This is a genomic window from Castellaniella sp., from assembly GCF_036379515.1.
GTDB lineage: Bacteria > Pseudomonadota > Gammaproteobacteria > Burkholderiales > Burkholderiaceae_B > Castellaniella.
The window spans coordinates 1-22,005 of record NZ_DASVGN010000024.1 but is presented as its reverse complement, the minus strand read 5'-3'; the positions used below and the strand labels follow the sequence as shown (position 1 = coordinate 22,005).

The following is a 22,005-nucleotide window of genomic DNA, read 5'->3' as shown; positions in this document are numbered from 1 at the left end:
AACCCTGCAGTCATTTAGTCATAGAATAGGGGCAACGGATTGGTTCATCCGCTCCGATATGCGATGGAGGAAGCGTGATTTCCGAAGAGCTTGAAGTCAGCCTGCACATGGCGTTTGTCGAGGCCCGCGCGGCCCGGCACGAATTCATCACCGTCGAGCACCTGCTCTTGTCCTTGCTGGATAACGCCTCGGCCGTCGAGGTCCTGCGGGCCTGCGCGGCCGATGTCGAGTTGCTGCGCCAGGACCTGCGCAAGTTCATTGCCGAGAACACCCCTGTTTTTCCAGGCGGCGGAGAAGTCGACACGCAGCCCACGCTGGGTTTCCAGCGCGTGATTCAGCGTGCCATCATGCATGTGTCATCGAACGGCTCAAGCAAGGCCGCCGTCACCGGCGCCAACGTGCTGGTGGCCATGTACGGCGAAAAAGATTCCCACGCGGTGTACTTTCTGGTCCAGCAGGGTGTGTCGCGGCTCGACGTGGTGAACTACCTGTCCCATGGGATTACCAAGGCCCCCGAAGAGCCTTTGTCGTCGGATGGTGGGCGGCAAGATCCTCCGGCCTCCGATCCCAAGCCCGAGCAGCAGAAGTCGCCGCTCGAAACCTATTCCACCGATTTGAATGCCGAGGCGCTCAAAGGCAACATCGATCCTCTGATTGGCCGCGAAGACGAAGTCGAGCGCGTCATTCAGGTGTTGTGCCGCCGCCGCAAGAACAATCCTTTGCTGGTGGGAGAGGCCGGTGTGGGCAAGACGGCCATCGCCGAGGGGCTCGCCTGGCGCATCACGCAGGGCGACGTGCCCGACGTGCTGCATGGCATGCAGGTATATGCGCTCGACATGGGGGCATTGCTGGCCGGCACCAAATACCGGGGGGATTTCGAGCAACGCCTCAAGCTGGTGCTCAAGTCGCTGAAGGACAACCGGCAGGCCATTCTCTTCATCGACGAGATTCACACCTTGATTGGTGCGGGCTCGGCGTCCGGCGGTACTCTGGATGCCTCGAATCTGCTCAAGCCGGCGCTCTCTTCGGGCCAGCTGAAGTGCATCGGCGCCACCACCTATACCGAATATCGCGGAATCTTCGAAAAAGACCACGCGCTTGCGCGTCGGTTCCAGAAGATTGACGTGCCCGAGCCTTCTGTCGAACAGACGATTCAGATTCTGCGCGGACTCAAGGCACGCTTCGAAGCCCATCACCAGGTCCGGTTTTCGGGGGCTGCAATCACGGCCGCGGCAGAGCTTGCGGCACGCCACATCAGTGATCGCTTCCTGCCGGACAAAGCGATCGATGTCATCGATGAGGCGGGTGCCGCACAGCGTCTGCTGCCCAAGTCACGCCAGAAAAAATTGATCGGACGCGCCGAAATTCAAGCGACCGTGGCACGCATCGCGCGCATCCCGCCGCAGAACGTCTCCACCGATGACAGGCATCGCCTGGCTACGCTGGAGCGTGACCTCACGGCTGTGGTGTTTGGACAGGATCGGGCCATCGCGGCTCTCTCGGCGTCGATCAAGATGGCACGTTCCGGGCTGGGCCGGCCTGATAAACCCATTGGTTGCTTCCTGTTTTCGGGCCCCACGGGTGTGGGTAAAACCGAGGTTGCTCGCCAGTTGGCGTTTGTGCTGGGCATCGAGCTGCTGCGGTTCGACATGTCCGAATACATGGAGCGGCATACAGTGTCTCGCCTGATTGGCGCGCCTCCGGGGTACGTGGGTTTCGATCAGGGGGGGTTGCTGACCGAAGCAGTGGCCAAGCAGCCGCATTGTGTCCTGTTGCTCGATGAAATCGAAAAAGCACATCCTGACGTCTACAACATTTTGCTGCAGGTGATGGATCACGGCACCCTGACGGATAACAATGGCCGCAAGACCGATTTCCGTAACGTCATTCTGGTCATGACGACCAATGCCGGTGCAGACGTCCTCAATCGCAACACGATCGGGTTTGCGACGCCGCGGCGCACGGGCGACGAGATGTCCGAGATCAAGCGGCTGTTCACGCCCGAATTCCGCAACCGGCTCGATGCCATCATCGGGTTTTCGGCGCTTCCTCGCGAAGTCATCATGCAAGTGGTGGATAAATTCCTCATGCAGCTTGAAGACCAGTTGCACGAAAAGCACGTTGATGCCGTCTTTACGCCGGCCTTGCGCGCGTATCTGGCTCGCGAAGGCTTTGATCCGGCCATGGGCGCGCGTCCGATGCAGCGCCTTATTCAGGACACGATCCGGCGTGCCCTTGCCGACGAGCTCCTGTTTGGACGCCTGGTCCACGGAGGACAGGTCGAGGTCGACCTGGATGCCCAAGGCCATGTCGTTCTGAATTTCTCGGATGATTCGGGTGACGCTGGCGTGGCACCGGCTCCGTCGCATCCGGAGCCTGAGCTCGTGGACTGATGCCGCACCGGCCGCTGATTGCCTGTTCGTTCTGCGGCACGGTGCACGGCCGTGTTGATCCAGAGCCAGGTGGGCGTGCATTGTGCCATTGCTGTCATTGCGAGCTTTATCGCCGAGGTCGGCTGTCAGCCGAGCAGTGGGTTGCACTGGCTTGGGCGGGCCTTATCGTGTTTGCCTGGGCACAGGCGTTTCCGATCGCGCACCTGTCCATTCTTGGCTTGGACGTGAACGTCACGTTCTGGCAGGCCCTTCGGCTGAGCTGGGATCGCGGCTATTATGGCGTCTCGGTGATGGCGGGGCTGGTCGGGTTCTGGTTCCCGCTCATGCGAATTGCGCTGACCCTATGGGCACTGCAGTCGATTGTTTCGCACCGCCCCCTGCCCGACCTGAGCAGACCATTGCGCTGGCTGGGCTGGCTCACTCCCTGGGCCATGGCGTCAGTCCTGGTGCTTGCCATGCTGGTGGCCTTCGTGAAGCTTGCTGGGCTCGCACAGGTGCAGATCGGGCCCGGTCTGCCCGGATTCTTTGCGCTGATTTTTCTGATTGCAGGGTTGAGCCGCTGGGATGCGCATGCGCTTTGGCGCCTGGCTGAAGACCGGGGGAGAGTGTCTGCCTCAGGTGTGCTGGGCCAGGGGGTAGACTGCGCCGAGTGTGGTTATGTACAACCGTCGTCTGTTTCGGGTCGGTGCCGACGCTGCCACGGGAGGTTGCGCGGTGCCGGGCCAGGTTATCGGGCAGAGGTCTGGGCGTTGGTGCTTGCAGCAGCACTTTTTTATATCCCTGCAAACCTTCTTCCTGTAATGCGGGTGCAGACCCTTCTGGGTGGGAGCAATCACACGATTCTCGGTGGGGTGCTGGAGCTTTGGCGCGTGGGGTCCTGGGATCTCGCACTGATTGTGTTCGTCGCCAGTGTGATGGTGCCTGTGACGAAGCTGTTCGCCCTGGCCTTTTTGCTGCTGCATCCCGATCCAGCCAGTGTCGAACAAGGCCGCCGCCAGACGCGACTTTACGAAATCGTGGAGCGGATTGGCCAATGGTCCATGCTGGACGTATTCGTTGTGGTGTGGCTCGCCGCCATGGCGAATTTTCCAGGGCTTTCGCAGATCCAGATCGGACCTGCAGCCTTGAATTTTGGAATGGTCGTAGTCCTCACCATGGCAGCGACGCTGCGGTATGATCCGCGACGGGACTGGAAATCATTGCGGGAGCGGGTGCATGACTGAAGAGGGTCAGCCGATAGAATCTTTCCCGGAGCCTGCGATACCTGTTCTGGTGTCGAGGCGGCGTTGGCATTGGTCATGGGTCTGGCTGGTTCCGTTGCTTGCGCTTGCGGTGGCTCTTTCGCTATTGGCCTCGGTCTGGGTGCGCACGGGGCCGACAATTACCATCAACTTTCCAACGGCAGCGGGCCTTGCGGTCGGCCAGACCAAGTTGCGGTATCGCGACGTGGAAGTCGGTGAGGTCAAGCACATTCGCGTATCGGATGATCGTCGCCAGGTGCAGGTTGAAGTTCAGCTCCGGCGCAGTGGCGCGCAGTACATCACACAGAAGGGCTCAAAGTTCTGGATTGTGCGCCCACAGGTAAGCCTTGCTGGCATATCGGGCCTGAATACTCTGATTTCCGGTGAATATCTGAGCGTTGATGCTCCGACCCGTATCGAGGGCAGCCCGACCTATTCGTTTCAAGGATTGGAATACCCACCCGAAGTCCTCAATGGACAGGAAGGCACCCGGTTCGTGCTGCAGTCTGATGATTTGGGATCCCTGTCCGTGGGGTCGCGCGTGTATTACCGCCGTGTCGAGGTAGGGCGCGTAGTGGGTGATTCCATGGCTCCTGATGGCCGGTCAGTCAAAATTCAAATCTTCGTGCGCAAGCCCTATGACAAATTCGTGACGCGCGACACGCGCTTCTGGAATAGCAGTGGGGTTGATCTTTCGGTGTCGACCGATGGGGTACAGCTTCGCACAGGGGGATTGGCGGCGATTCTCAATGGCGGGGTGGCGTTCGCTCAGGCAGATGAATCTACTTCTTATGATGGGGTTGCTGATTTGACTCCTGCCAAGGCCGACAGTACCTACACGTTGTTCGCGACGCGGGACCTGGCTCTGGCTGATCCGAACGGCAAGGCTACCTCGATCGAACTTCACTTCGATCAGTCTGTGCGTGGCCTGAAAGTGGGTGCTGCCGTAGATTTTCATGGGCTTGAAATCGGCAAGGTGGTGGACATCGACGTGGAATACGATAGCCGTCGCAAACGCTTCTATGTTCGGGTCAGGGCCTTGGTGTATCCGATGCGGTTCAGTGACGCGTATCGGTCACTGGTGAAGGCCGAGCATGGTAAAGAAGGCCGGGCCTTGCTTGAGCCTCTGATTCAACATGGCCTGCGGGCTCAACTGCGTTCGGCCAGCCTGTTGACGGGGCAGCAGTACGTAGCGCTGGATTTTTTCCCCGACCAGAAGGGCATCCCTGTTCCGCAGTCGCCCGCCACTACCAGTGGTTATCTGGTGCCTACCATCCCGGGTAATTTTGATCGCCTGCAGGGGCAACTGGCCAACATCGTGACCAAGTTGGACGCAGTGCCCCTGGATGGGATTGGCAAAGAGCTTCAGGCCAACTTGAAGGTGCTGCGTGCCTTGCTGTTGCGATTGAACGGCCAGGTCGCACCGCAAGCCACGCGGACGTTGAAGTCGGCCGAGCGCTCGCTGGATCATGTGAGTCAGGCACTGAGTCCCGACGCACCTTTGGTGGGAGGCTTGCAAGAAACGCTGCAAGAGCTTGATCGAGCGGCGCGCAGCCTGCGCCAGTTGTCGGATACTTTGCAGGCACATCCTGACGTGCTGTTGCGGGGCCAGGCCCCTGATCATCTGCACTAGGAGTCCACGCATGAACTGGAAACATTGTCTGGGTTTGGCTCTTGCTGTATTTCTGTCTGGATGTGCTTCGCCACAGCTGCGTTATTACAGTCTGGCAGGAGCATCTACGGCAGCCAGGGTCATACCTGAAGCATTGGCGCCCGCTGGCTACGAGTTGTCGTTGCGGGTATCTCGTATCCCGGCCGAGGCCGACAGGATTCAGTTGGTCGTGGTTGATCCGGCACGCGCGCCGGCGGTGCAGGTGCTGAATGACTCTCTTTGGGTCGCTCCTCTACGCGATCAGCTTCAGAGCCAGCTTGGCACAGAGGTCGCGCAACGGCTTCGAGTTCCTCGGCGCATCGGTTCGTCTGTTGCAGCAGGAGGACTCCCCACGCGGGATATCGTGGTGCAAGTGACTCGATTTGGCCTGGTCTGGGGGAGTGCAGCCTGGCTGAATGCGACGTGGACCGACCGTGTCCCTGGCACCAGAGGAGTGAAGGTCTGCCAAGCATCTCTGTCTCGGCCTGCCGGCGCGAGCGTGTCGTCGCTGGTGCAGGCACAGCAGCATTTGGTTTCACAACTGGCGCGGCTTATCGCTCAACCGGCAGCCGGCGCTTCTGAGGCGGCTGCACCCAATATCGTTTCAAAAGGTTGTACCTTTTAGCACTTTCGGGTTAACCATAATGGCAATAGCAGGTACAACCGTCTAGCATTCGCTAAGAGCCGGGGCTGTTCCCGGCCTTGGCTTTCTGCTGCGGAATCCTGACATGAGTACGGTTACCCTGGGTGTAAAGGTAGATGAGGCTTTGCGCGATCGCCTCAAAGAGCTTGCGCAATCGCTGGGCTGTACTCCCCATTGGCTGCACAAACAGGCACTCATTACCTATATCGAGGCCATCGAGCGGGGTCAATTGCCAGCGGATATCGATCACCGACTGGACCCTGATGCGCCCGATGCCGTCACCGAACCCGATCCGCAGACGCCTTTCTACGCTTTTGCTCAAGAGGTTCAGCCTCAGTCCGTACTGCGCTCTGCCATCACGGCGGCCTATCGGCGCCCTGAGGCTGAGTGCGTGGCGATGCTGGTGGATCAGGCCGAGGTGCCCCAGCAGGCCGAAGTGACTGCGCTCGCTTCCCGCCTGGTACAAGCTTTGAGAGACAAACGTACCGGAGGCGGGGTCGAGGGCGTCATTCAAGAATTTTCACTGTCCAGCCAGGAAGGCGTCGCACTGATGTGTCTGGCCGAGGCCTTGCTGCGCATCCCTGACCGGGCCACGCGCGATGCGTTGATCCGCGACAAAATCAGCCGAGGCGACTGGAAAGCCCACGTTGGTGAGTCGCAATCGCTTTTCGTGAACGCAGCCACCTGGGGGCTACTGGTGACGGGCAAGCTGGTGGGGGTGCACAGCGAACAAAATCTGTCGCGCGCCCTGACCCGGCTGATTGCCAAGGGCGGTGAGCCACTGATTCGTCGTGGCGTCAACATGGCCATGCGCCTCATGGGCGAACAGTTCGTTGCCGGACAGACCATTGCATCGGCCTTGGCCAATGGCCGCAAGCTCGAGGATCTGGGGTTCCGGTATTCCTACGACATGCTGGGTGAGGCCGCAACGACGGCAGAAGACGCTGCACATTATTACAAGCTGTACGAGCAAGCGATCCAGGCAATCGGCAAGGCCGCGCAAGGCAGAGGTATCTACGAAGGGCCCGGCATCTCGATCAAGTTGTCGGCGCTGCATCCGCGCTATTCCCGAGCTCAGCGCGATCGTGCCATGTCTGAATTGTTGCCGCGCATGCTCGAACTTGCCGTTCTGGCGCGCCGCTACGATATTGGTCTGAATATCGATGCCGAAGAAGCTGATCGCCTCGAGCTTTCGCTCGATCTCCTCGAGGCCATGTGCTTCGACGAGCGCTTGCGCGGGTGGAACGGCATCGGTTTCGTGGTGCAAGCCTACCAGAAGCGCTGCCCCTTCGTCATCGATTTCCTGATTGATCTCGCGCGCCGCAGCAAACACCGCCTGATGGTGCGACTGGTCAAGGGAGCCTATTGGGACTCTGAAATCAAACGGGCGCAGATCGACGGCCTGGAAGGCTACCCGGTCTACACGCGCAAGGTGCACACCGACGTGTCGTATCTGGCATGTGCCCGCAAGCTGCTGTCCGCGCCTGACGCGGTATTCCCGCAATTTGCCACTCACAATGCGCAGACGCTGGCCTCCATTTACACGATGGCGGGTGAAAACTACTATCCTGGGCAATACGAATTTCAGTGCCTGCACGGGATGGGCGAGCCTTTGTACGAAGAGGTGGTAGGCCCAGTGGCCAAGGGGCACTTGAATCGCCCTTGCCGGATTTACGCACCCGTGGGTACGCACGAAACCTTGTTGGCGTATCTGGTTCGGCGCTTGCTGGAAAACGGTGCTAACACTTCTTTCGTGAATCAGATTGGCGACAAATCCGTGCCAGTGGCTTCGCTGGTCGAAGACCCGGTCGCCAAAGCCCGTGATATTCATCCGCTGGGTACCCCCCACGAACGCATTCCATTGCCTAAAGACTTGTACCAGGCGCGGGACCATCGCCAGAATTCTGCGGGCCTGGATCTGAGCAACGAACACCGCCTGGGGTCACTGGCGGCAGCATTGCTGGCCAGCAGCGGCCAGGTCTGGCAGGCGGCACCCCCCGGTGATTGGGATGACGCGCGGATGCGGCCTGTCCTCAATCCCGCTGATCGTCGCGATCAGGTGGGTCGGTTGATTGAAGCTGACGCGCGTGACGTCGAGTCGGCGCTTCGTCGTGCAGAATATGCGGCGCCTATCTGGGCGGCAACGCCGGTCGCCGAGCGTGCTCAGTGCTTACGTCACGCGGCACAGATCATGGAATCCGAAATGCAGGCCACCATTGGCCTGATCATCCGCGAGGCAGGCAAGTCGTTCCCGAACGCGATCTCCGAGGTCCGCGAGGCCATCGACTTTCTAAGGTACTATGCCGCGCGCATCGAGGCTGAGTTCTCGAACGCGACGCATCGACCTCTGGGCCCCGTGCTATGCATCAGCCCCTGGAATTTTCCGCTGGCGATTTTCACTGGGCAGATCAGCGCTGCGCTTGCTGCGGGCAATGTTGTGCTGGCGAAGCCAGCCGAGCAGACCAACCTGATTGCGGCCTATGGCATTTCGGTACTTCATCGTGCGGGGGTGCCGGCTGCGGCAGTGCAGCTTTTGCCAGGGCAAGGTGAAACCACTGGGGCCGCCTTGGTGGCCAGCCCAGTCGTTCACGGTGTCATGTTTACGGGGTCGACCGAAGTTGCCAAGCTGATTGCGGCGACCTTGGCCAAGAGATTGGATGCTTCGGGGCGTCCTGTCCCTCTGATTGCGGAGACGGGAGGTCAGAACGCGCTGATCGTGGATTCTTCAGCGCTCACGGAACAAGTGGTGTATGACGTGCTGAGCTCTGCCTTCGACTCGGCCGGACAACGGTGTTCGGCACTGCGGGTGCTGTGCGTGCAGGAAGATTGTGCCGATCGCACCCTGACGATGTTGCGCGGCGCGTTGCACGAGTTGCGGGTAGGGCGCCCAGAATTGCTGTCCACCGATATTGGGCCGGTCATCGACAGCGAAGCTCAGACGGTAATCGAACGGCACGTCTCGTCCATGAAGGCGGCAGGACACGTGGTCGAGCGTAGTGAGCTGGACCTCGCGCAAACAGGTCATGGTACCTTTGTTGCCCCCACGATGATCGAGATCTCTGATGTGGGTGAACTCGAACGCGAAGTCTTCGGGCCGGTGCTCCACGTGCTGCGCTACCGCCGCCGTGACCTGGACAAAGTCATCGACGAGATCAATGGCCGAGGGTACGGCCTCACCTTTGGCGTGCACACACGCCTGGACGAAACGGTGCATCACGTGGCGGATCGCATTCGCGCGGGCAACATCTATGTGAACCGCAATATCGTGGGAGCCACCGTTGGCGTGCAGCCGTTTGGCGGTGAAGGCCTCTCCGGAACTGGGCCCAAAGCCGGTGGCCCCTTGTATTTGCATCGGCTCCTCGCCTCTGGCCCCGTCGACTTGCCGGTGCAAGGTGATGTTGCGGGCGGTAAGGCGACGTTGGATCTGCCTGGCCCAACCGGCGAGAGCAACGTTTATCGCCTCAAACCCCGAGGGGTCGTACTGTGCCAGGCTGTCAGCCTGGCGGGTGCGCAGGCTCAACGCGACGCCTGCCTGAAAACCGGCAACGCGATGCTATGTGTGGATACTCCCGAGTCGCGTAGCCTGTATCGGTTCAAGGATGAGGGTGCTGCGCCTGCCTGGGTTGTGCTCGCTGACCTCGGAAAAGCCTCTTATCAGGCCGTGCTCTTCGAGGGCGATGGGGATGCGCTGCTGAAGCTCACTCAGTTAGTGGCAGCCCGGGAAGGCCCCATCGTACCAGTCATCGCGCGGCGCACGGATGAGCTGTCTTCGGGTACGGGCTATCCGCTGGAAATGCTCGTGCGTGAGGTGTCGCTGTGCATCAACACCGCCGCTGCCGGCGGCAACGCCTCGTTAATGATGGTGGGGTAAATCGGGACGATCCGAGGGTCCCTGCGGACCCTCGGTCGCCCGATTTACGGATCTGGCTTGCAAGCCAGATCCCGGGTGCATTTGAGGTGAGGTTGGGTTTACGGATCTGGCTTGCAAGCCAGATCCCGGGTGCATTTGAGGTGTAGTCAGCTTGAACGGAATCGCCTCGCAAGACGATTCCAGCCCCTATCAATGCCCCAGATAGGCCGCCTGAATCTCCGGCGACGACAGCAATTCCCGGGCGGGCCCTTCGTGTGACAACTTACCGACTTCCAGCACATAGCCGCGATCTGCAAGCTTCAGCGCCATGCGAGCGTTTTGCTCCACGATCAGAATCGTGACCCCTGTATCGCGGACATCCCTGAGCACCTGGAAGATATTGCGTACGATGATCGGTGCCAGCCCCAGACTGGGTTCATCAAGCAACAGCAGCCGAGGCTTTGTCACCAGCGCGCGCCCGATCGCGAGCATTTGTTGTTCACCACCCGAAAGTGTGCCCGCCAATTGCGCACGTCGTTCGTACAGCCTTGGGAAGATTTTGTAGACGTGCTCGCAACTCTCGTCGATTTCAGCAGGTGGACGGGTGAAGCCCCCCATGCGCAGGTTTTCGGCGACCGAAAGGGTGCCAAACACGCGGCGCCCTTCGGGCGATTGACCGATGCCCAGGCGCACGATGCGATCAGCGCCCATGTGAGTCGTCTCGTGTCCGCCGAATGTGATCTTGCCCGACTTGGGCGCAATCAGACCGCTGAGCGTGCGCATCAGCGTAGTTTTGCCCGCTCCGTTGGCACCCAGGATGGCGACCACCTCGCGCTCGTCTACGTGCAGCGAAATGCCCTTCAGTGCCTGAATGTGCCCGTAATTGACACGCAGATCGTCGATTTCCAGCAAATGAGTCATGGAGTCACCTGGCCTTCCTGAACAGCTGTCATCAAGGGGTCCTCTTCATCGTCGTCCTGCCCTAGATAGGCTTCGATGACCAAGGGGTTGCTGCGGATCTCTTCAGGTTTCCCTTCAGCGATCTTCTTGCCAAAATTGATGACCACGATGTTGTCCGTGACGTTCATGACTACGCTCATGTCGTGTTCCACCAAAATGACCGTGATGCCGCTGTTGCGGATGGCGCGGATGGTGTCATTGAGCGCTGACGATTCGAGCTCGTTCAAGCCTGCAGCGGGTTCGTCCAGAATGATGAGCTCGGGCTGCCCCACCAGGGTGCGGGCCATTTCCACGCGGCGTTGTGCTCCGTAGGGTAGGGATGTGGCCATCTCGTGCGCCACGTCCAGCAAGTCCAATTGTTCGAGAACGGCAGTGGCGCGCGTGATGAGCTCACCTTCTTCACGGCGCTGCGCAGGGGTGTTCAGCAGACCTTGCCACCATTTCTGGCGGATCTGCAGATGTTCGCCTGCGACCACGTTTTCGAGCACGGTCATGTCGGAGAACAGTCGGATGGTCTGGAAAGTACGTCGAATGCCGGCCTGTGCGACGCGGTGGGGAGCAATTCCCGTAATGTCTTTGCCATGCCAGCGAATATGGCCGTTGGTGGGTTGGTAGACTCCCGTAATCATATTGAAGACCGTGGTCTTGCCTGCGCCGTTGGGGCCGATCAGACCGACGATTTCACCCTGCCGCACGCGGAAACTGAGGTCGTCGACGGCACGCAAGCCGCCAAAGCTGATTCCAATCTCGTCCAGTTCCAGGAGCGGCGGCGTCGATGAGGTGTCGGGGGTTTTCATAGTGTCCCCTTGCGTGCGGGCCAGATGCCCTGAGGCCTGAGTATCATGACGAGGATCATGGCGATTCCAAAAGCCAGATAGCGGTATTGAGCGAGATCCGTGAAAATTTGCGGTACTACAAACATCATGGCAGTACCCAGCAGCACGCCCGGCACAGACGCTTGCCCGCCCACCAATACGATGGCGAAGAGGACGACGGAATCCGTGAACTGAAATGAGCCTGGGCTGACGGCTGAAAGCTGCATGGCAAACAGCGTGCCCGCCAGACCGGCAAAACCGGCCGACAGCGCAAAGGCGGCGACCTTGTAGTTGCGGGCATTGACTCCCAGCGTCGTGGCCGCGAGTTCGTCGTATTTGAGGTAGCGGAACGTGCGTCCCAATGCGGAACGGTCCAGGTTGCGCATGAGCCACAAGACCAGGGCGAGTACCACCCAGTTCAAGTAGAACAGATCACTTTGCGTGCCAAGCGACTGACCCAGCACCGTGGGGCCGCTGACGCCGAACAGACCGTCGGCGCCGCCCGTGATGCCGAAGACATTGTTTTTCATGGCCAGCACGAAGATGGCGTTGAAGCCTATGGTCACCACCAGCAGGTAATCGCCGCGCAGCTTGACGATGGGCGCCGATAAAATTGCACCGAGTGCTGCCGATAGCACGATGGCAACAGGGATGGTCCACAGAATGGGCCAGTTGAAGCTCAACGACAGAATGGCGCTGGTGTAAGCCCCTATGCCGAAGAACACTGCATGGCCCATATCGTACATTCCGGCGCGGCCCAACACGATGTCTTGCGACAGTGCCACGATGGAATAAATGGCAAAGATACCGCCGATGGTAATCCATGCGGGTGACAGTACCGATGGAATGGCAAGGCCGATCACCCAGAGTACTGGGCCGAGAATGCGCAATACGCGCGTCGTGGTCGACGCCTTGGGCGCTGCGGGGGGGAGGCCCCCCTTGGTTTGAATGTGGGATGTCACTGATGTTTCCATGGCTCAAACCTTTTCCGCGACGCGTTCACCGAGCAAGCCGGACGGACGCACCAAAAGAATGGCAATCAGCAGGGCGAAGGTGATCGCATCCTGCCAGGAGCTGGAGATGTAGCCAGCGCCGAAGGCGTTGAACAACCCCAGGACCAGGCCGCCCAGCATGGCACCCGGAATGTTCCCGATGCCGCCAATGATGGCCGCAATGAACGCGCTCAGACCGTAGGACCAGCCCATGGTGAAATATGTTTGGCGGTAATACAGGCCAACGAACAAGCCGCCAATGGCACCCAGCACCGGGCCGATGATGAATACCAGCGCAATGACACGGTTGACATTGATGCCCATGAGACGGGCCGCATCCTGATCGATGGCCGTGGCGCGGATGGCGGTTCCCAGGCGCGTGTGATGCACGAAGTAATACAGGGCGGCCATCAGGACGAACGCACCCACGATGATGACCAGCTGCACGAAGCTGAGGTAGGCTCCGCCAATGTGCCAGGTGGTGGTGGGCAGGATGTTGCTTGGGAACACCTGCACGTTCGGTCCCCAGATGAGCATCAGGCCGTTTTCGATCAGCATGGATGCACCCAGAGCCGACACTACAGCCGACAGGCGGTGCGCTTTGCGCAGCGGCTTGTAGGCGAGCTGATCGAGCAGAGTGCCGGCAACGCCGACGACAATCATGGCAATCAGGAAGGCCAGCGCGAGCAGCACTGGAGTGGGCAGGCCGCCGAACACGCCGGACGTCAGGGTAGTGAGGCCGATGAACGCGCCCATGATGCATAGGTCACCGTGGGCGAAGTTGATCATCTTCAGCACCCCGTAGACCATCGTGTAGCCGAGGGCGATCAGAGCATAAATGCCGCCAACCGTCACTCCGTTGATGAATTGCTGGAGGACGAAGTCCATGGGTGGAGTCTCAAAGAGTGCTGCCGCGCGGACGACGCGCGGTCAGGAGCTGAAAGAATGCGCCCGTCGCCAGCGGCGAACGGGCGCCCCGATCAATTGGTCGGGTAGATGGTCTTGTAGTTGCCGTCAGCTTCGACCTCGAAAGCCGACATGGGGCTGCCGATGCGCTCGCCCTTGGCATCCCACTTGAATGGGCCCGTCACGCCGGCAAACGGCTGCTTCATGTCGTGCAGCCATGGAATGAGCTTGGCTGTGCTGGTGCTCTTGGTTGCCTCGATGGCTGCGAAGACTGCGCGCAGGCCGTCTGCATTGGTGAAGGTATAGATGCTTGGAGGCGCTGAGCCATAAGCCTGCGTGTAGTCGGCCAGGAATTTCTTGGCTTCCGGGTAAGGCAGGTTCTGTGGTGCGGGAACGTTGATGATGACGGCGCCAGCAGCGGCGCTGCCGGCGATCTTCGCGAAGGCGGCATTTTGGTTGGCGTCACCGCCTACGAATACGGCCTTCATTCCGAGCTGTTTCATCTGCGCGCGGATCAGGCCGCCGTCAGTGTAGTAGCCCGAAAAGAACAGAACGTCGGGGTCTTTGGACTTCAGCTTGGTGAGCACCGCCGTGTAGTCTTGCGTGCCAGCATTGATGAAGTCGTTGGCGACGATGTTGCCGTGCTGTGCGTCGATGGCCTTGGTGGCCGCCTGTGCCAAGCCAGTAGCGTAGCTGGAGTGATCGCTCAGGATTGCGATGCGCTTGTATTTCTTGACGTTGACCAGGTACTTGGCTGCGAATTCAGCCTCGTCGCTGTTGGGGGGCGCGTTGCGGAAGAATGTCTTCCAGCCCTTCTGCGTCAGTTCGTCGCTTGTGCCGTCCGATGTCTGGATGACGTTGGCAGCGGAATAGATAGGGGCGGCGGCCAGTGCAGCACCGCTGGTATAGGTGCCGATGACGGCGATGACACCGTCGTTGACCAGCTTACGGGCACAGATGGCGGCTTGAGCAGCCTTGCCTTCGTCATCGCAGACGGTGACCTGGATTTTCTGGCCCAGCAGCCCACCGGCCTCGTTTTGCTGCTTGACCAGCAGCTTGACGCCGTTTTCGATGCCTTGGCCCTCGGCCGCGTATTCGCCTGTGATTGGGGCTTGCACGCCAATTTTGATGGGGCCGTTTGCAGCGGATGCCGTGCCGGCCCCCATGGCCAGCAGCGTTGCCGCCGTGATGGCTGTAAGTTGTGTCAACCTGCTCATAGTTGGATTCTCCTTTGAACGGATCCAGGGACTACAGATATACGACAAATATATCGGCACGATGAGGTGCCCACCATGAGGGTATTCCCGAGGTCATCGCATCGGGTTAACCCATTCAGCCGGGGAAGCAGTAGGTTAAGCCAAAGGTAAAACCTAAAGAACAACCGAGAGAACGTGCGGAGTATAACCACCGGTTAAAAATCAGTACAACCCGTGAAACTACCAATACGGCCGTCGTGTCAGTGCCTGCCCGTACTGCCAAAGCCGCCTTCGCCGCGTTCAGATGGGGTGTCGAATTGTTCGACGCACTGCAGGGCCACCTGAATCACAGGCTGGAACAGCAGTTGGGCGATGCGCTCGCCGGGCTGAATGAGGTAGGGTTCGGTGCTGTCGTTGGCGAGCAGAACCTTGATTTCACCGTGGTAATCGGCGTCGATGACGCCGATACCTTGAGCCACCCGGATGCCATGCTTGAGCGACAGGCCAGAGCGGGATGCCACGATGGCAACCAGGCCAGGATCCATCATGTTGAGCGCGAGCCCCGTGGGGACCGCCAGGCGATCTCCTGGGTTCAGGGTCACGGGCAGCTCCAGGCAGGCGCGTAGGTCCATCGCGGCCGAGCCATTTGTGGCGTAGCCGGGCAGGGGTACGGTGGTGGTGCCCAGAAGCGGGTTCACGATACGAGCTTGGATGAGTCTATGCATGAGGGGAGGGGTGAGGAAGAAGGGGGCGTGTCAGTGTGGAAGGCGCGCCGCAATCCACGCGATCAGAGCGCGTGCAGCCTGCAGCTTGTCCTGTCGCGGCAACGCATGTGCGCCGGCTTCGTCGAAAATGACGAGTTCGGTGTCTTTGGCATTCATGGCCTGTTGGGCCAGGTTGCCGACGATGACGGGAATGCGCTTACGCAGGCGTTTGGCTTGCGCGTGCTCGTGCAAGTGCTCAGTTTCAGCAGCGAAGCCCACGCACCAGGGGGCGTGGGGCAGGGCTGCAACCTCGGCCAAAATATCCGGATTCTGGATAAATTCGATCTGTGGCGGCGCTTTCCCTTCGACTTTTTTGATTTTGTGGATGGAAGGGTTGGCTATGCCCCAATCCGCCACTGCCGCGACCGCGACGAACAGGTCTTGCGATGCCACATGTGCCATGACGGCTGCGTGCATGTCGGCGGCACTTTGAACTGGGATGGTGAGGACCGAATCGGGGGGCGTCAGCGCGGTAGGACCGGATATCAGCGTGACCTGTGCTCCGGCCTCGGCTGCAGCTCGGGCCAATGCGTAACCCATGCGGCCCGAAGATCGGTTGGTCAGGACCCGCACGGGGTCTATGGTTTCGCTGGTTGGACCGGCGGTGAGGAGAACACGTCGACCTGCCAGCACCTTGGGCTGAAAGAACGCAACCAAAGCGCGCAGGATCTGATCGGGTTCCAGCATGCGACCCGATCCGGTCTCGCCACACGCTTGCCAGCCTTCTGCAGGCCCCAGCAGGCTGACGCCGTCCGCTCGCAGCTGCGCCGCGTTGCGTTGGGTCGCGGGATGCGTCCACATCTCGTGGTTCATGGCGGGCGCAACCAATAGGGGCACGGCACCTCGTGCCACGCAGAGCGTTGCCAGCAGGTCGTCGGCCAGCCCTTGGGCCAGCCTGGCGATGAAATCAGTGCTCGCAGGCACGATGAGAATGGCGTCTGCGCCCCGAGACAGATTGATGTGCGCCATCGTGTTGGGCATGCGCTCGTCCCAGGCGTCCTGCCAGACGGGGCGCCCCGAGAGAGCCTGCAGGGTTGCAGGTGCGATGAAACGTGTGGCGGCCTGAGTCATGACAACGTCCACCACTGCGCCCTCGTCTTGCAGGCGGCGCACGAGCTCTGCCGACTTGTAGCAGGCGATGCCTCCGGTCATTCCCAGAACGATGCGCTTCCCGGTCAGGTCCGGCATGAAGATCTCCTCAGGCGAGGCGACGTGCGCGCAGGATTTCGTCCAGAATGAGCAGCGCAGCGCCGCAGGTGATGGCGACGTCCGCCACATTGAACGCTGGAAAATACCAATCTTTCCAGTAAAACAGCAAAAAGTCTACGACGTGCCCATGTGTCATACGGTCGAGTGCATTGCCCAGCGCACCGCCCAGAATGCTGGCCAGGCCGGCACACAGCATGGGTTGATTGGCATTTCGGTACAGCCAGCGAATGATCAGGACAGCGGCAACGACGGCGATCCCGGTAAAGAGCCAGCGCTGCGCCCCGCCACCGTTGGCAAGAAAACTGAAGGCTGCGCCGGTATTGAAAAGCAGCGTAATGTCGAAAAACGGCAGCACCGGGATGCGCTGCCCGTAACTTAGCGACTGAACGACCCAGAGCTTGACTGCCTGATCGACCGCAATGACGACGAGCGCCCATACGAGCCATCGCAGCAGCGACCTCAGGGGCGCCTCAGTGGTCGCTGGACCAGCAGAATCAGGCGTACTCACGGGCTTCGCCTTGTCCGAAGAGGTTGCTCACGCAACGTCCGCAGAGCTCGGGGTGCTCGGGGTCGTGGCCTACGTCAGCGCGGTGGTGCCAGCAGCGCCCGCACTTGGCGTGTGTGGTGGCCTGTACGTCGATATGCAAGGCGCCTTCGCCGGCGTGTATGTCGGCGCGCGACACCAGCATGACGAAGCGCAGATCGTCTCCCATGCTTTGCAGCAGGGCCAGGTCTTCGCCCGACGCGCGATAGTCGACTTCGGCAGCCAGTGATGACCCGATTTCTCCGCGTGTGCGCACGGCCTCGATCTCGCGCGTGGTCTCGGCGCGGATCTCGCGCAGGCGCGACCAGCGCTGCAGCAGTGCGGGTCCCTCGGCGGGCATGGGAATCTCGTGGAAACGTTCGGTGAAAATCGTGGGCGACGCCGGGTTTCCCTGGATGTCCGCCCAGGCCTCTTCGACTGTGAACGAAAGGATAGGGGCCAGGAGCTTGAGCAGCGCATGCGTAACGTGAAAGAGCGCTGTCTGCGCAGAGCGTCGTGCGTGGCTGTCCTGGCCTGCGGTGTAGAGGCGATCTTTCAGGATGTCGAGGTAGAACGCCCCCAGGTCTTCAGAACAGAAGATCTGCAGCCGATTGATGGCTGTGTGGAACTCGTAGCGCTCGTAAGCCGCCAGAACTTCCGCCTGCATCGTGGCCGTCATTTGCAGGGCATAGCGGTCAATTTCCAGCAGGGACTCGATGGCGACGGACTGGTTGGAGACCTTGAAGTCGGCCAAGTTGCCAAGCAAAAATTTCAGCGTGTTGCGGATGCGCCGGTATGACTCCACGACGCGGTCCAAAATTTGTTTCGAGATGGACAGTTCGCCCGAGTAATCAGTAGAAGCTGTCCATAGACGCAGAATTTCGGCACCGAGCGAGTTGGCGATTTCCTGTGGGTAGACGACGTTACCTACGGATTTGCTCATTTTTTTGCCCTGGCCGTCGACCACGAAACCGTGCGTAAGCAGGGCCTTGTAGGGCGCGCGACCGTAGAGCATGCAACCGGTGAGCAGTGACGAATGGAACCAGCCACGGTGTTGATCCGAGCCTTCCAGGTAGAGGTCCGCTGGCCAGGCGAGTTGCGTCGCATGCGACCCCTTGAGGTTATGGCCTTGGCCACCCAGTACGGTAGCGTGGGTGGTTCCGGAATCAAACCAGACGTCCAGCGTGTCACGGTTCTTTTCGTAGAGATCGGCCTCATCGCCCAGCAGGTCGCGTGGGTCCAATGTCTGCCACGCCTCGATGCCTTCGTGCTCGACGCGGTCGGCGATCCGATCCAGCAGCTCCGGGGTCTTAGGATGCAGGGCACCGGTTTCTTTGTTGACGAAGAAGGCCATGGGAACGCCCCACTGGCGTTGCCGTGAAAGCGTCCAATCTGGACGGTTGGCAATCATGGCATGCAGGCGCGCGCGACCCCACGAGGGGAAAAATGCGGTGTCATCTACGCCTTTGAGCGCCATCTCGCGCAAGGTAGGTCCGGCCTTGGGCTGGACGTCCATGCCGGCAAACCACTGGCTGGTGGCACGGTAGATGATAGGGGTCTTGTGCCGCCAGCAGTGCATGTAGCTGTGTGTGTGCGACTGTGCGTGTACCAGGCTGCCGGCTTCGCGCAGCGCTTCGACGATCTTCGGGTTGGCCTCCCAGATGAGCTCGCCGCCAAAAAGCGGCAAACTGTCGACATAGTGGCCGTTGCCCATGACGGGTCCGAGGATGTCCTTGTCGGCCATGCCGTGCGCCTTGCAGGACTGGAAGTCTTCCACACCATAGGCCGGGGCAGAGTGCACCACCCCTGTTCCAGAATCCAGCGTCACATAGTCACCCAGGTACACCGGCGACAAACGGCGATACCCCGGGTCGACTTCGTAGAGCGGGTGGCGGAAGCGTAGTCCGTCCAGCGCCTGACCCGGGGCGCGCGCGATAACTTCGCCTTGCAGGTCCCAGCGCTTCAGGCAGGATTCGACCAATTCGCTGGCCATCAGCAGCAGGGCGCCCGTTGCCCGAGGCCGTGCCAGAAGCACCAGTGCGTATTCGTGTTCGGGGTGCAGGTTGAGCGCCTGGTTGGCGGGTAGCGTCCATGGGGTCGTAGTCCAGATGACGATGGCTCCGGCCTCGACCTCGCCGGGCAGACCGAAGGCCCGCGCGATGGCGGCCTTGTCGTCGAACGCGAAGGCGACGTCCACCGAAGTGTCTTTACGGTCGGCGTATTCGACTTCAGCTTCGGCCAGAGCCGATCCGCAGTCGAAACACCAGTTCACGGGCTTGAGCCCGCGAAACACGAAGCCCTTTTCCATGATGCGTGCAAGGGCCCGTAGCTCGTCGGCCTCGTTGCTGTGGTTCATGGTGAGATACGGATTGTCCCATTCGGCCAGCACACCCAGCCGCTTGAAATCTTTGCGCTGGCGTTCGATCTGCTCGGCAGCATAGGCGCGTGCACGCGCCTGCACTTCGGCTACAGGGAGATGCTTTCCGTATTTTTTCTCGATCTGGATTTCGATCGGCATGCCGTGGCAGTCCCATCCTGGGACATACTGGGCATCGTATCCCGCCATGTCACGACTCTTGACGATGATGTCTTTGAGAATCTTGTTGACCGCGTGCCCGATGTGGATGTCACCGTTTGCATAGGGCGGGCCGTCATGCAGAATAAATTTTGGCCGGCCTTGTGCGGCCGCCCGAATGGTCGCGTAGAGGTCCTTTTCTTCCCATTCTTTGATCCAGCCCGGTTCTCGCTTGGCGAGGTTCCCCCGCATGGGGAAGGGTGTGTCAGGCAGATTGAGTGTGTCTCTATAGTCCATGGGAAGCAAAATAGTCACGAGCGCCTTGCGCATCCTGGCGGATGGCGGCGGTCAGGGTCTGTAAATCAGGGAAGGATTCCTCGTCGCGCAAAAATTCGAGGAATTCGACGCGTACCAGTTTACCGTAGGCGGCTACGGATCGATCCAGAATGTGCGTCTCGAGCAACAGCGCGCCGTGGTCGGTGATGGTCGGCCGTACGCCCAGGCTGGCAACGCCCGGCAGCGCGGCCGGTGCGAGACCGTGTACACGTACCACATAGATGCCGGATCGGGCTGCACAGGGGTTGGGAACGCGCATGTTCAGCGTTGGAAATCCCAGGTCGCGTCCCAGTTTTTGTCCGTGGATCACGTGGCCGCTGATGGCGTAGCGGCGGCCCAGCAGCTCGACGCTGCGCGCGAGATCGCCTACAGCCAGGGCGGTACGCAAGGCTGAGCTGGAGATGCGTTGCCCATGATAGTCGTTCACATCAGCGAGCGTCTCCACGGTATAGCCACACTCGGCGCCCAGGCGACGTAACAATGCGATGTCGCCCGTTCGCTTGTGACCAAAGCGGAAGTCTTCGCCTACCAGTAGCCAGCGGGTGTTCAGGCCGGCTACCAGCAATTTTCGGACGAAATCCTCCGCGCTCATGTCGGCCAGGCGCTGGTCGAAGCGTTGAATGACGATCTGGCGCATGCCCTGCGCCGCCAGTGCTGCCACTTTGTTGCGCAAGCTGCTGATTTGTGTCGGGATGAGCTCGGGCCTTTGGCCACGCTGGGCGAAAAAGGCTCTGGGATGCGGCAGAAAAGTCATGACCGTAGGAACCAATGCATGCGCTTGGGCCTGTGCACACAGGTGCGTCAGGATGGCTTGGTGACCACGGTGGACACCATCGAAGTTTCCGATGGTGACGGCGCTGGGTGCTGCCGAGTCATGGCGAGGCAGGCTACGGTACAAATGAGGAGTGGGTGCTTTCACAGGCGAGAGTTTACAATTTCGCTTTTCGTGTGGATTTTATGCCCGAGACCGAACCTTTGGTGCCCGACAGTCAGGCCACACCAGACAGCGTCATTTCCGACGTCGCCTCACCGATCCGTGTCGCAATCCTGATTTCAGGCCGTGGCTCGAACATGCAGTCCCTGGTTCAGGCGGTTACCGACGAACATCTTCCTGTGCGGATATGCAGCGTGCTGGCCAACAAGCCGGAGGCTGCAGGGCTGTCGTGGGCGCGTGACCAGGGCCTGCCCGTGGCGGTGCTGTCGCACCGTGATTTTGCCCATCGCGCCGAGTTTGACGCGGCATTGCAGTCCCATCTGGAGCAGCTCGAACCGGATTACATTCTCCTGGCAGGCTTCATGCGCGTTCTGGGGGCAGACCTCGTCCGTCGTTTTCGTGGCCGTATCATCAATATTCACCCGTCCCTGCTCCCCGCGTTTCCGGGGCTGCATACCCATGCACAGGCCTTGATCCAAGGGGTGCAGTGGCATGGGTGCACGGTGCACTTTGTAACGCCTGAGCTGGATCATGGTCCCATCATTGCTCAAGGCATCATCCCTGTGCTGGCCAGTGACACGCCCGACGTGCTCGCGCAGCGGCTCCTGCCAGTGGAGCATTATGTCTACGCACAGGTACTTCGGTGGCTCGCCAAGCGGCAGGTGCACTTGGGACAGGATGGACAGGTCGTCGTAGATGGCGAGACGCACCGTGCCTGGCTGGGCGAGGCGTTGTTTGAAGGGCAGGATAAATCATGAATAAAGATGAACGCCGGACACGATCCGGGAGCAAACGGTCGCCCCCACGAGCCGAGGTGGCGGCTTCTCAGGCACGCCCGTATGTGGTGGCAGCGGCTCGCATCGAGCAGGTGCGCCAGGTGCTGGGCGAAGTCCTTCAGTGGCAGTATCCGGCGGATGCGGTGTTGTCCCATTGGTTCCGGGCACACAGCAATGCGGGGTTGCGCGACCGTGGGGAAATCGCCGAGGCGGTGTTCGACGTCTTGCGAAACTTGCGTCGTTACCGGCAATTTGCGGAAAGTGGGGTCGGCGCTGCGACGCGCCGCCTGGCGATTTTGGG

The 22,005-nt window shown here is 60.4% G+C and carries 16 protein-coding genes and 1 pseudogene; 7 read left to right on the top strand and 10 right to left on the bottom strand.

The features are described 5' to 3' along the window. Nucleotides 1-74 precede the first annotated feature (74 nt). The 5 genes from clpA to putA all read left to right on the top strand — a co-directional run bounded on the left by clpA (nucleotide 75) and on the right by putA (nucleotide 9,799). Nucleotides 75-2,393 (top strand): ATP-dependent Clp protease ATP-binding subunit ClpA, encoded by a 2,319-nt coding sequence (clpA, locus tag VF285_RS07540; RefSeq protein WP_346952003.1) that lies wholly within the window; start codon nucleotides 75-77, stop codon nucleotides 2,391-2,393. Next, nucleotides 2,393-3,616 (top strand): paraquat-inducible protein A, encoded by a 1,224-nt coding sequence (locus VF285_RS07535; protein WP_346952002.1) that lies wholly within the window; start codon nucleotides 2,393-2,395, stop codon nucleotides 3,614-3,616. The genes clpA and VF285_RS07535 overlap by 1 nt, the downstream gene beginning before the upstream one ends. Continuing rightward, a complete protein-coding gene (locus VF285_RS07530; RefSeq protein ID WP_346952001.1) occupies nucleotides 3,609-5,267 on the top strand; it encodes an intermembrane transport protein PqiB in 1,659 nt (552 codons plus the stop codon). The genes VF285_RS07535 and VF285_RS07530 overlap by 8 nt, the downstream gene beginning before the upstream one ends. Before the next feature lie 10 nt (nucleotides 5,268-5,277). After that, nucleotides 5,278-5,910 carry a PqiC family protein gene (locus tag VF285_RS07525; RefSeq protein WP_346952000.1) on the top strand — a complete coding sequence of 211 codons (633 nt, stop codon included), beginning with the start codon at nucleotides 5,278-5,280 and terminating at the stop codon, nucleotides 5,908-5,910. 103 nt (nucleotides 5,911-6,013) lie between these two features. After that, nucleotides 6,014-9,799, top strand: coding sequence for a trifunctional transcriptional regulator/proline dehydrogenase/L-glutamate gamma-semialdehyde dehydrogenase (gene putA / locus VF285_RS07520; RefSeq protein ID WP_346951999.1), 3,786 nt, complete (start codon nucleotides 6,014-6,016; stop codon nucleotides 9,797-9,799). Between the two features lie 189 nt (nucleotides 9,800-9,988). On the opposite strand, the gene VF285_RS07515 is transcribed toward putA, so the two are convergent. From VF285_RS07515 to VF285_RS07470, 10 genes are all read right to left on the bottom strand, one after another. Continuing rightward, complete coding sequence (locus VF285_RS07515; RefSeq protein WP_346951998.1) at nucleotides 9,989-10,699, bottom strand: ABC transporter ATP-binding protein; 711 nt, start codon at nucleotides 10,697-10,699, stop codon at nucleotides 9,989-9,991. Beyond that, nucleotides 10,696-11,535, bottom strand: a complete 840-nt coding sequence (locus tag VF285_RS07510; protein WP_346951997.1) for an ABC transporter ATP-binding protein — start codon at nucleotides 11,533-11,535, stop codon at nucleotides 10,696-10,698. Before VF285_RS07510 ends, VF285_RS07515 begins: the two co-directional genes overlap by 4 nt. Further along, nucleotides 11,532-12,515, bottom strand: a complete 984-nt coding sequence (locus VF285_RS07505) for a branched-chain amino acid ABC transporter permease (protein WP_346951996.1) — start codon at nucleotides 12,513-12,515, stop codon at nucleotides 11,532-11,534. Before VF285_RS07505 ends, VF285_RS07510 begins: the two co-directional genes overlap by 4 nt. 15 nt (nucleotides 12,516-12,530) lie before the next feature. After that, nucleotides 12,531-13,433: a branched-chain amino acid ABC transporter permease gene (locus VF285_RS07500; RefSeq protein ID WP_346951995.1), complete on the bottom strand. Its 903-nt coding sequence runs from the start codon at nucleotides 13,431-13,433 to the stop codon at nucleotides 12,531-12,533. A 92-nt stretch (nucleotides 13,434-13,525) separates the two neighbouring features. Further along, the gene (locus VF285_RS07495; protein WP_346951994.1) at nucleotides 13,526-14,668 is read right to left on the bottom strand and encodes a branched-chain amino acid ABC transporter substrate-binding protein; all 1,143 of its coding nucleotides are present in this window, start codon (nucleotides 14,666-14,668) and stop codon (nucleotides 13,526-13,528) included. Nucleotides 14,669-14,907: 239 nt separating this feature from the next. Continuing rightward, on the bottom strand, nucleotides 14,908-15,372 hold the full coding sequence (gene dut, locus VF285_RS07490; RefSeq protein WP_346951993.1) for a dUTP diphosphatase: 465 nt from the start codon (nucleotides 15,370-15,372) through the stop codon (nucleotides 14,908-14,910). 30 nt (nucleotides 15,373-15,402) lie between these two features. Next, nucleotides 15,403-16,599, bottom strand: a complete 1,197-nt coding sequence (coaBC, locus tag VF285_RS07485) for a bifunctional phosphopantothenoylcysteine decarboxylase/phosphopantothenate--cysteine ligase CoaBC (RefSeq protein WP_346951992.1) — start codon at nucleotides 16,597-16,599, stop codon at nucleotides 15,403-15,405. A gap of 10 nt (nucleotides 16,600-16,609) precedes the next feature. After that, nucleotides 16,610-17,128 (bottom strand): signal peptidase II, encoded by a 519-nt coding sequence (gene lspA, locus VF285_RS07480; protein ID WP_414648092.1) that lies wholly within the window; start codon nucleotides 17,126-17,128, stop codon nucleotides 16,610-16,612. Further along, complete coding sequence (gene ileS, locus VF285_RS07475; protein WP_346952028.1) at nucleotides 17,115-19,955, bottom strand: isoleucine--tRNA ligase; 2,841 nt, start codon at nucleotides 19,953-19,955, stop codon at nucleotides 17,115-17,117. Before ileS ends, lspA begins: the two co-directional genes overlap by 14 nt. Beyond that, complete coding sequence (locus VF285_RS07470) at nucleotides 19,945-20,913, bottom strand: bifunctional riboflavin kinase/FAD synthetase (protein WP_346951991.1); 969 nt, start codon at nucleotides 20,911-20,913, stop codon at nucleotides 19,945-19,947. The genes ileS and VF285_RS07470 overlap by 11 nt, the downstream gene beginning before the upstream one ends. Nucleotides 20,914-21,065: 152 nt before the next feature. On the opposite strand from VF285_RS07470, the gene purN reads away from it, so the two are divergent. Both purN and VF285_RS07460 read left to right on the top strand, forming a co-directional pair. Next, on the top strand, nucleotides 21,066-21,686 hold the full coding sequence (gene purN / locus VF285_RS07465; RefSeq protein ID WP_346952027.1) for a phosphoribosylglycinamide formyltransferase: 621 nt from the start codon (nucleotides 21,066-21,068) through the stop codon (nucleotides 21,684-21,686). After that, nucleotides 21,683-22,005: pseudogene (locus VF285_RS07460) on the top strand (RsmB/NOP family class I SAM-dependent RNA methyltransferase); the annotation flags it as partial. The gene purN and the pseudogene VF285_RS07460, both read left to right, overlap by 4 nt.

What these genes read in the sequence shown, in the direction of transcription:
- VF285_RS07535 (WP_346952002.1), top strand. Translation starts at nt 2,393, where the DNA reads ATGCCGCACCGGCCGCTGATTGCCTGTTCGTTCTGCGGCACGGTGCAC.
- VF285_RS07530 (WP_346952001.1), top strand. Translation starts at nt 3,609, where the DNA reads ATGACTGAAGAGGGTCAGCCGATAGAATCTTTCCCGGAGCCTGCGATA.
- VF285_RS07525 (WP_346952000.1), top strand. Translation starts at nt 5,278, where the DNA reads ATGAACTGGAAACATTGTCTGGGTTTGGCTCTTGCTGTATTTCTGTCT.
- putA (WP_346951999.1), top strand. Translation starts at nt 6,014, where the DNA reads ATGAGTACGGTTACCCTGGGTGTAAAGGTAGATGAGGCTTTGCGCGAT.
- VF285_RS07515 (WP_346951998.1), bottom strand. Translation starts at nt 10,699, where the DNA reads ATGACTCATTTGCTGGAAATCGACGATCTGCGTGTCAATTACGGGCAC.
- VF285_RS07510 (WP_346951997.1), bottom strand. Translation starts at nt 11,535, where the DNA reads ATGAAAACCCCCGACACCTCATCGACGCCGCCGCTCCTGGAACTGGAC.
- VF285_RS07500 (WP_346951995.1), bottom strand. Translation starts at nt 13,433, where the DNA reads ATGGACTTCGTCCTCCAGCAATTCATCAACGGAGTGACGGTTGGCGGC.
- VF285_RS07495 (WP_346951994.1), bottom strand. Translation starts at nt 14,668, where the DNA reads ATGAGCAGGTTGACACAACTTACAGCCATCACGGCGGCAACGCTGCTG.
- dut (WP_346951993.1), bottom strand. Translation starts at nt 15,372, where the DNA reads ATGCATAGACTCATCCAAGCTCGTATCGTGAACCCGCTTCTGGGCACC.
- coaBC (WP_346951992.1), bottom strand. Translation starts at nt 16,599, where the DNA reads ATGCCGGACCTGACCGGGAAGCGCATCGTTCTGGGAATGACCGGAGGC.
- ileS (WP_346952028.1), bottom strand. Translation starts at nt 19,955, where the DNA reads ATGGACTATAGAGACACACTCAATCTGCCTGACACACCCTTCCCCATG.
- purN (WP_346952027.1), top strand. Translation starts at nt 21,066, where the DNA reads ATGCAGTCCCTGGTTCAGGCGGTTACCGACGAACATCTTCCTGTGCGG.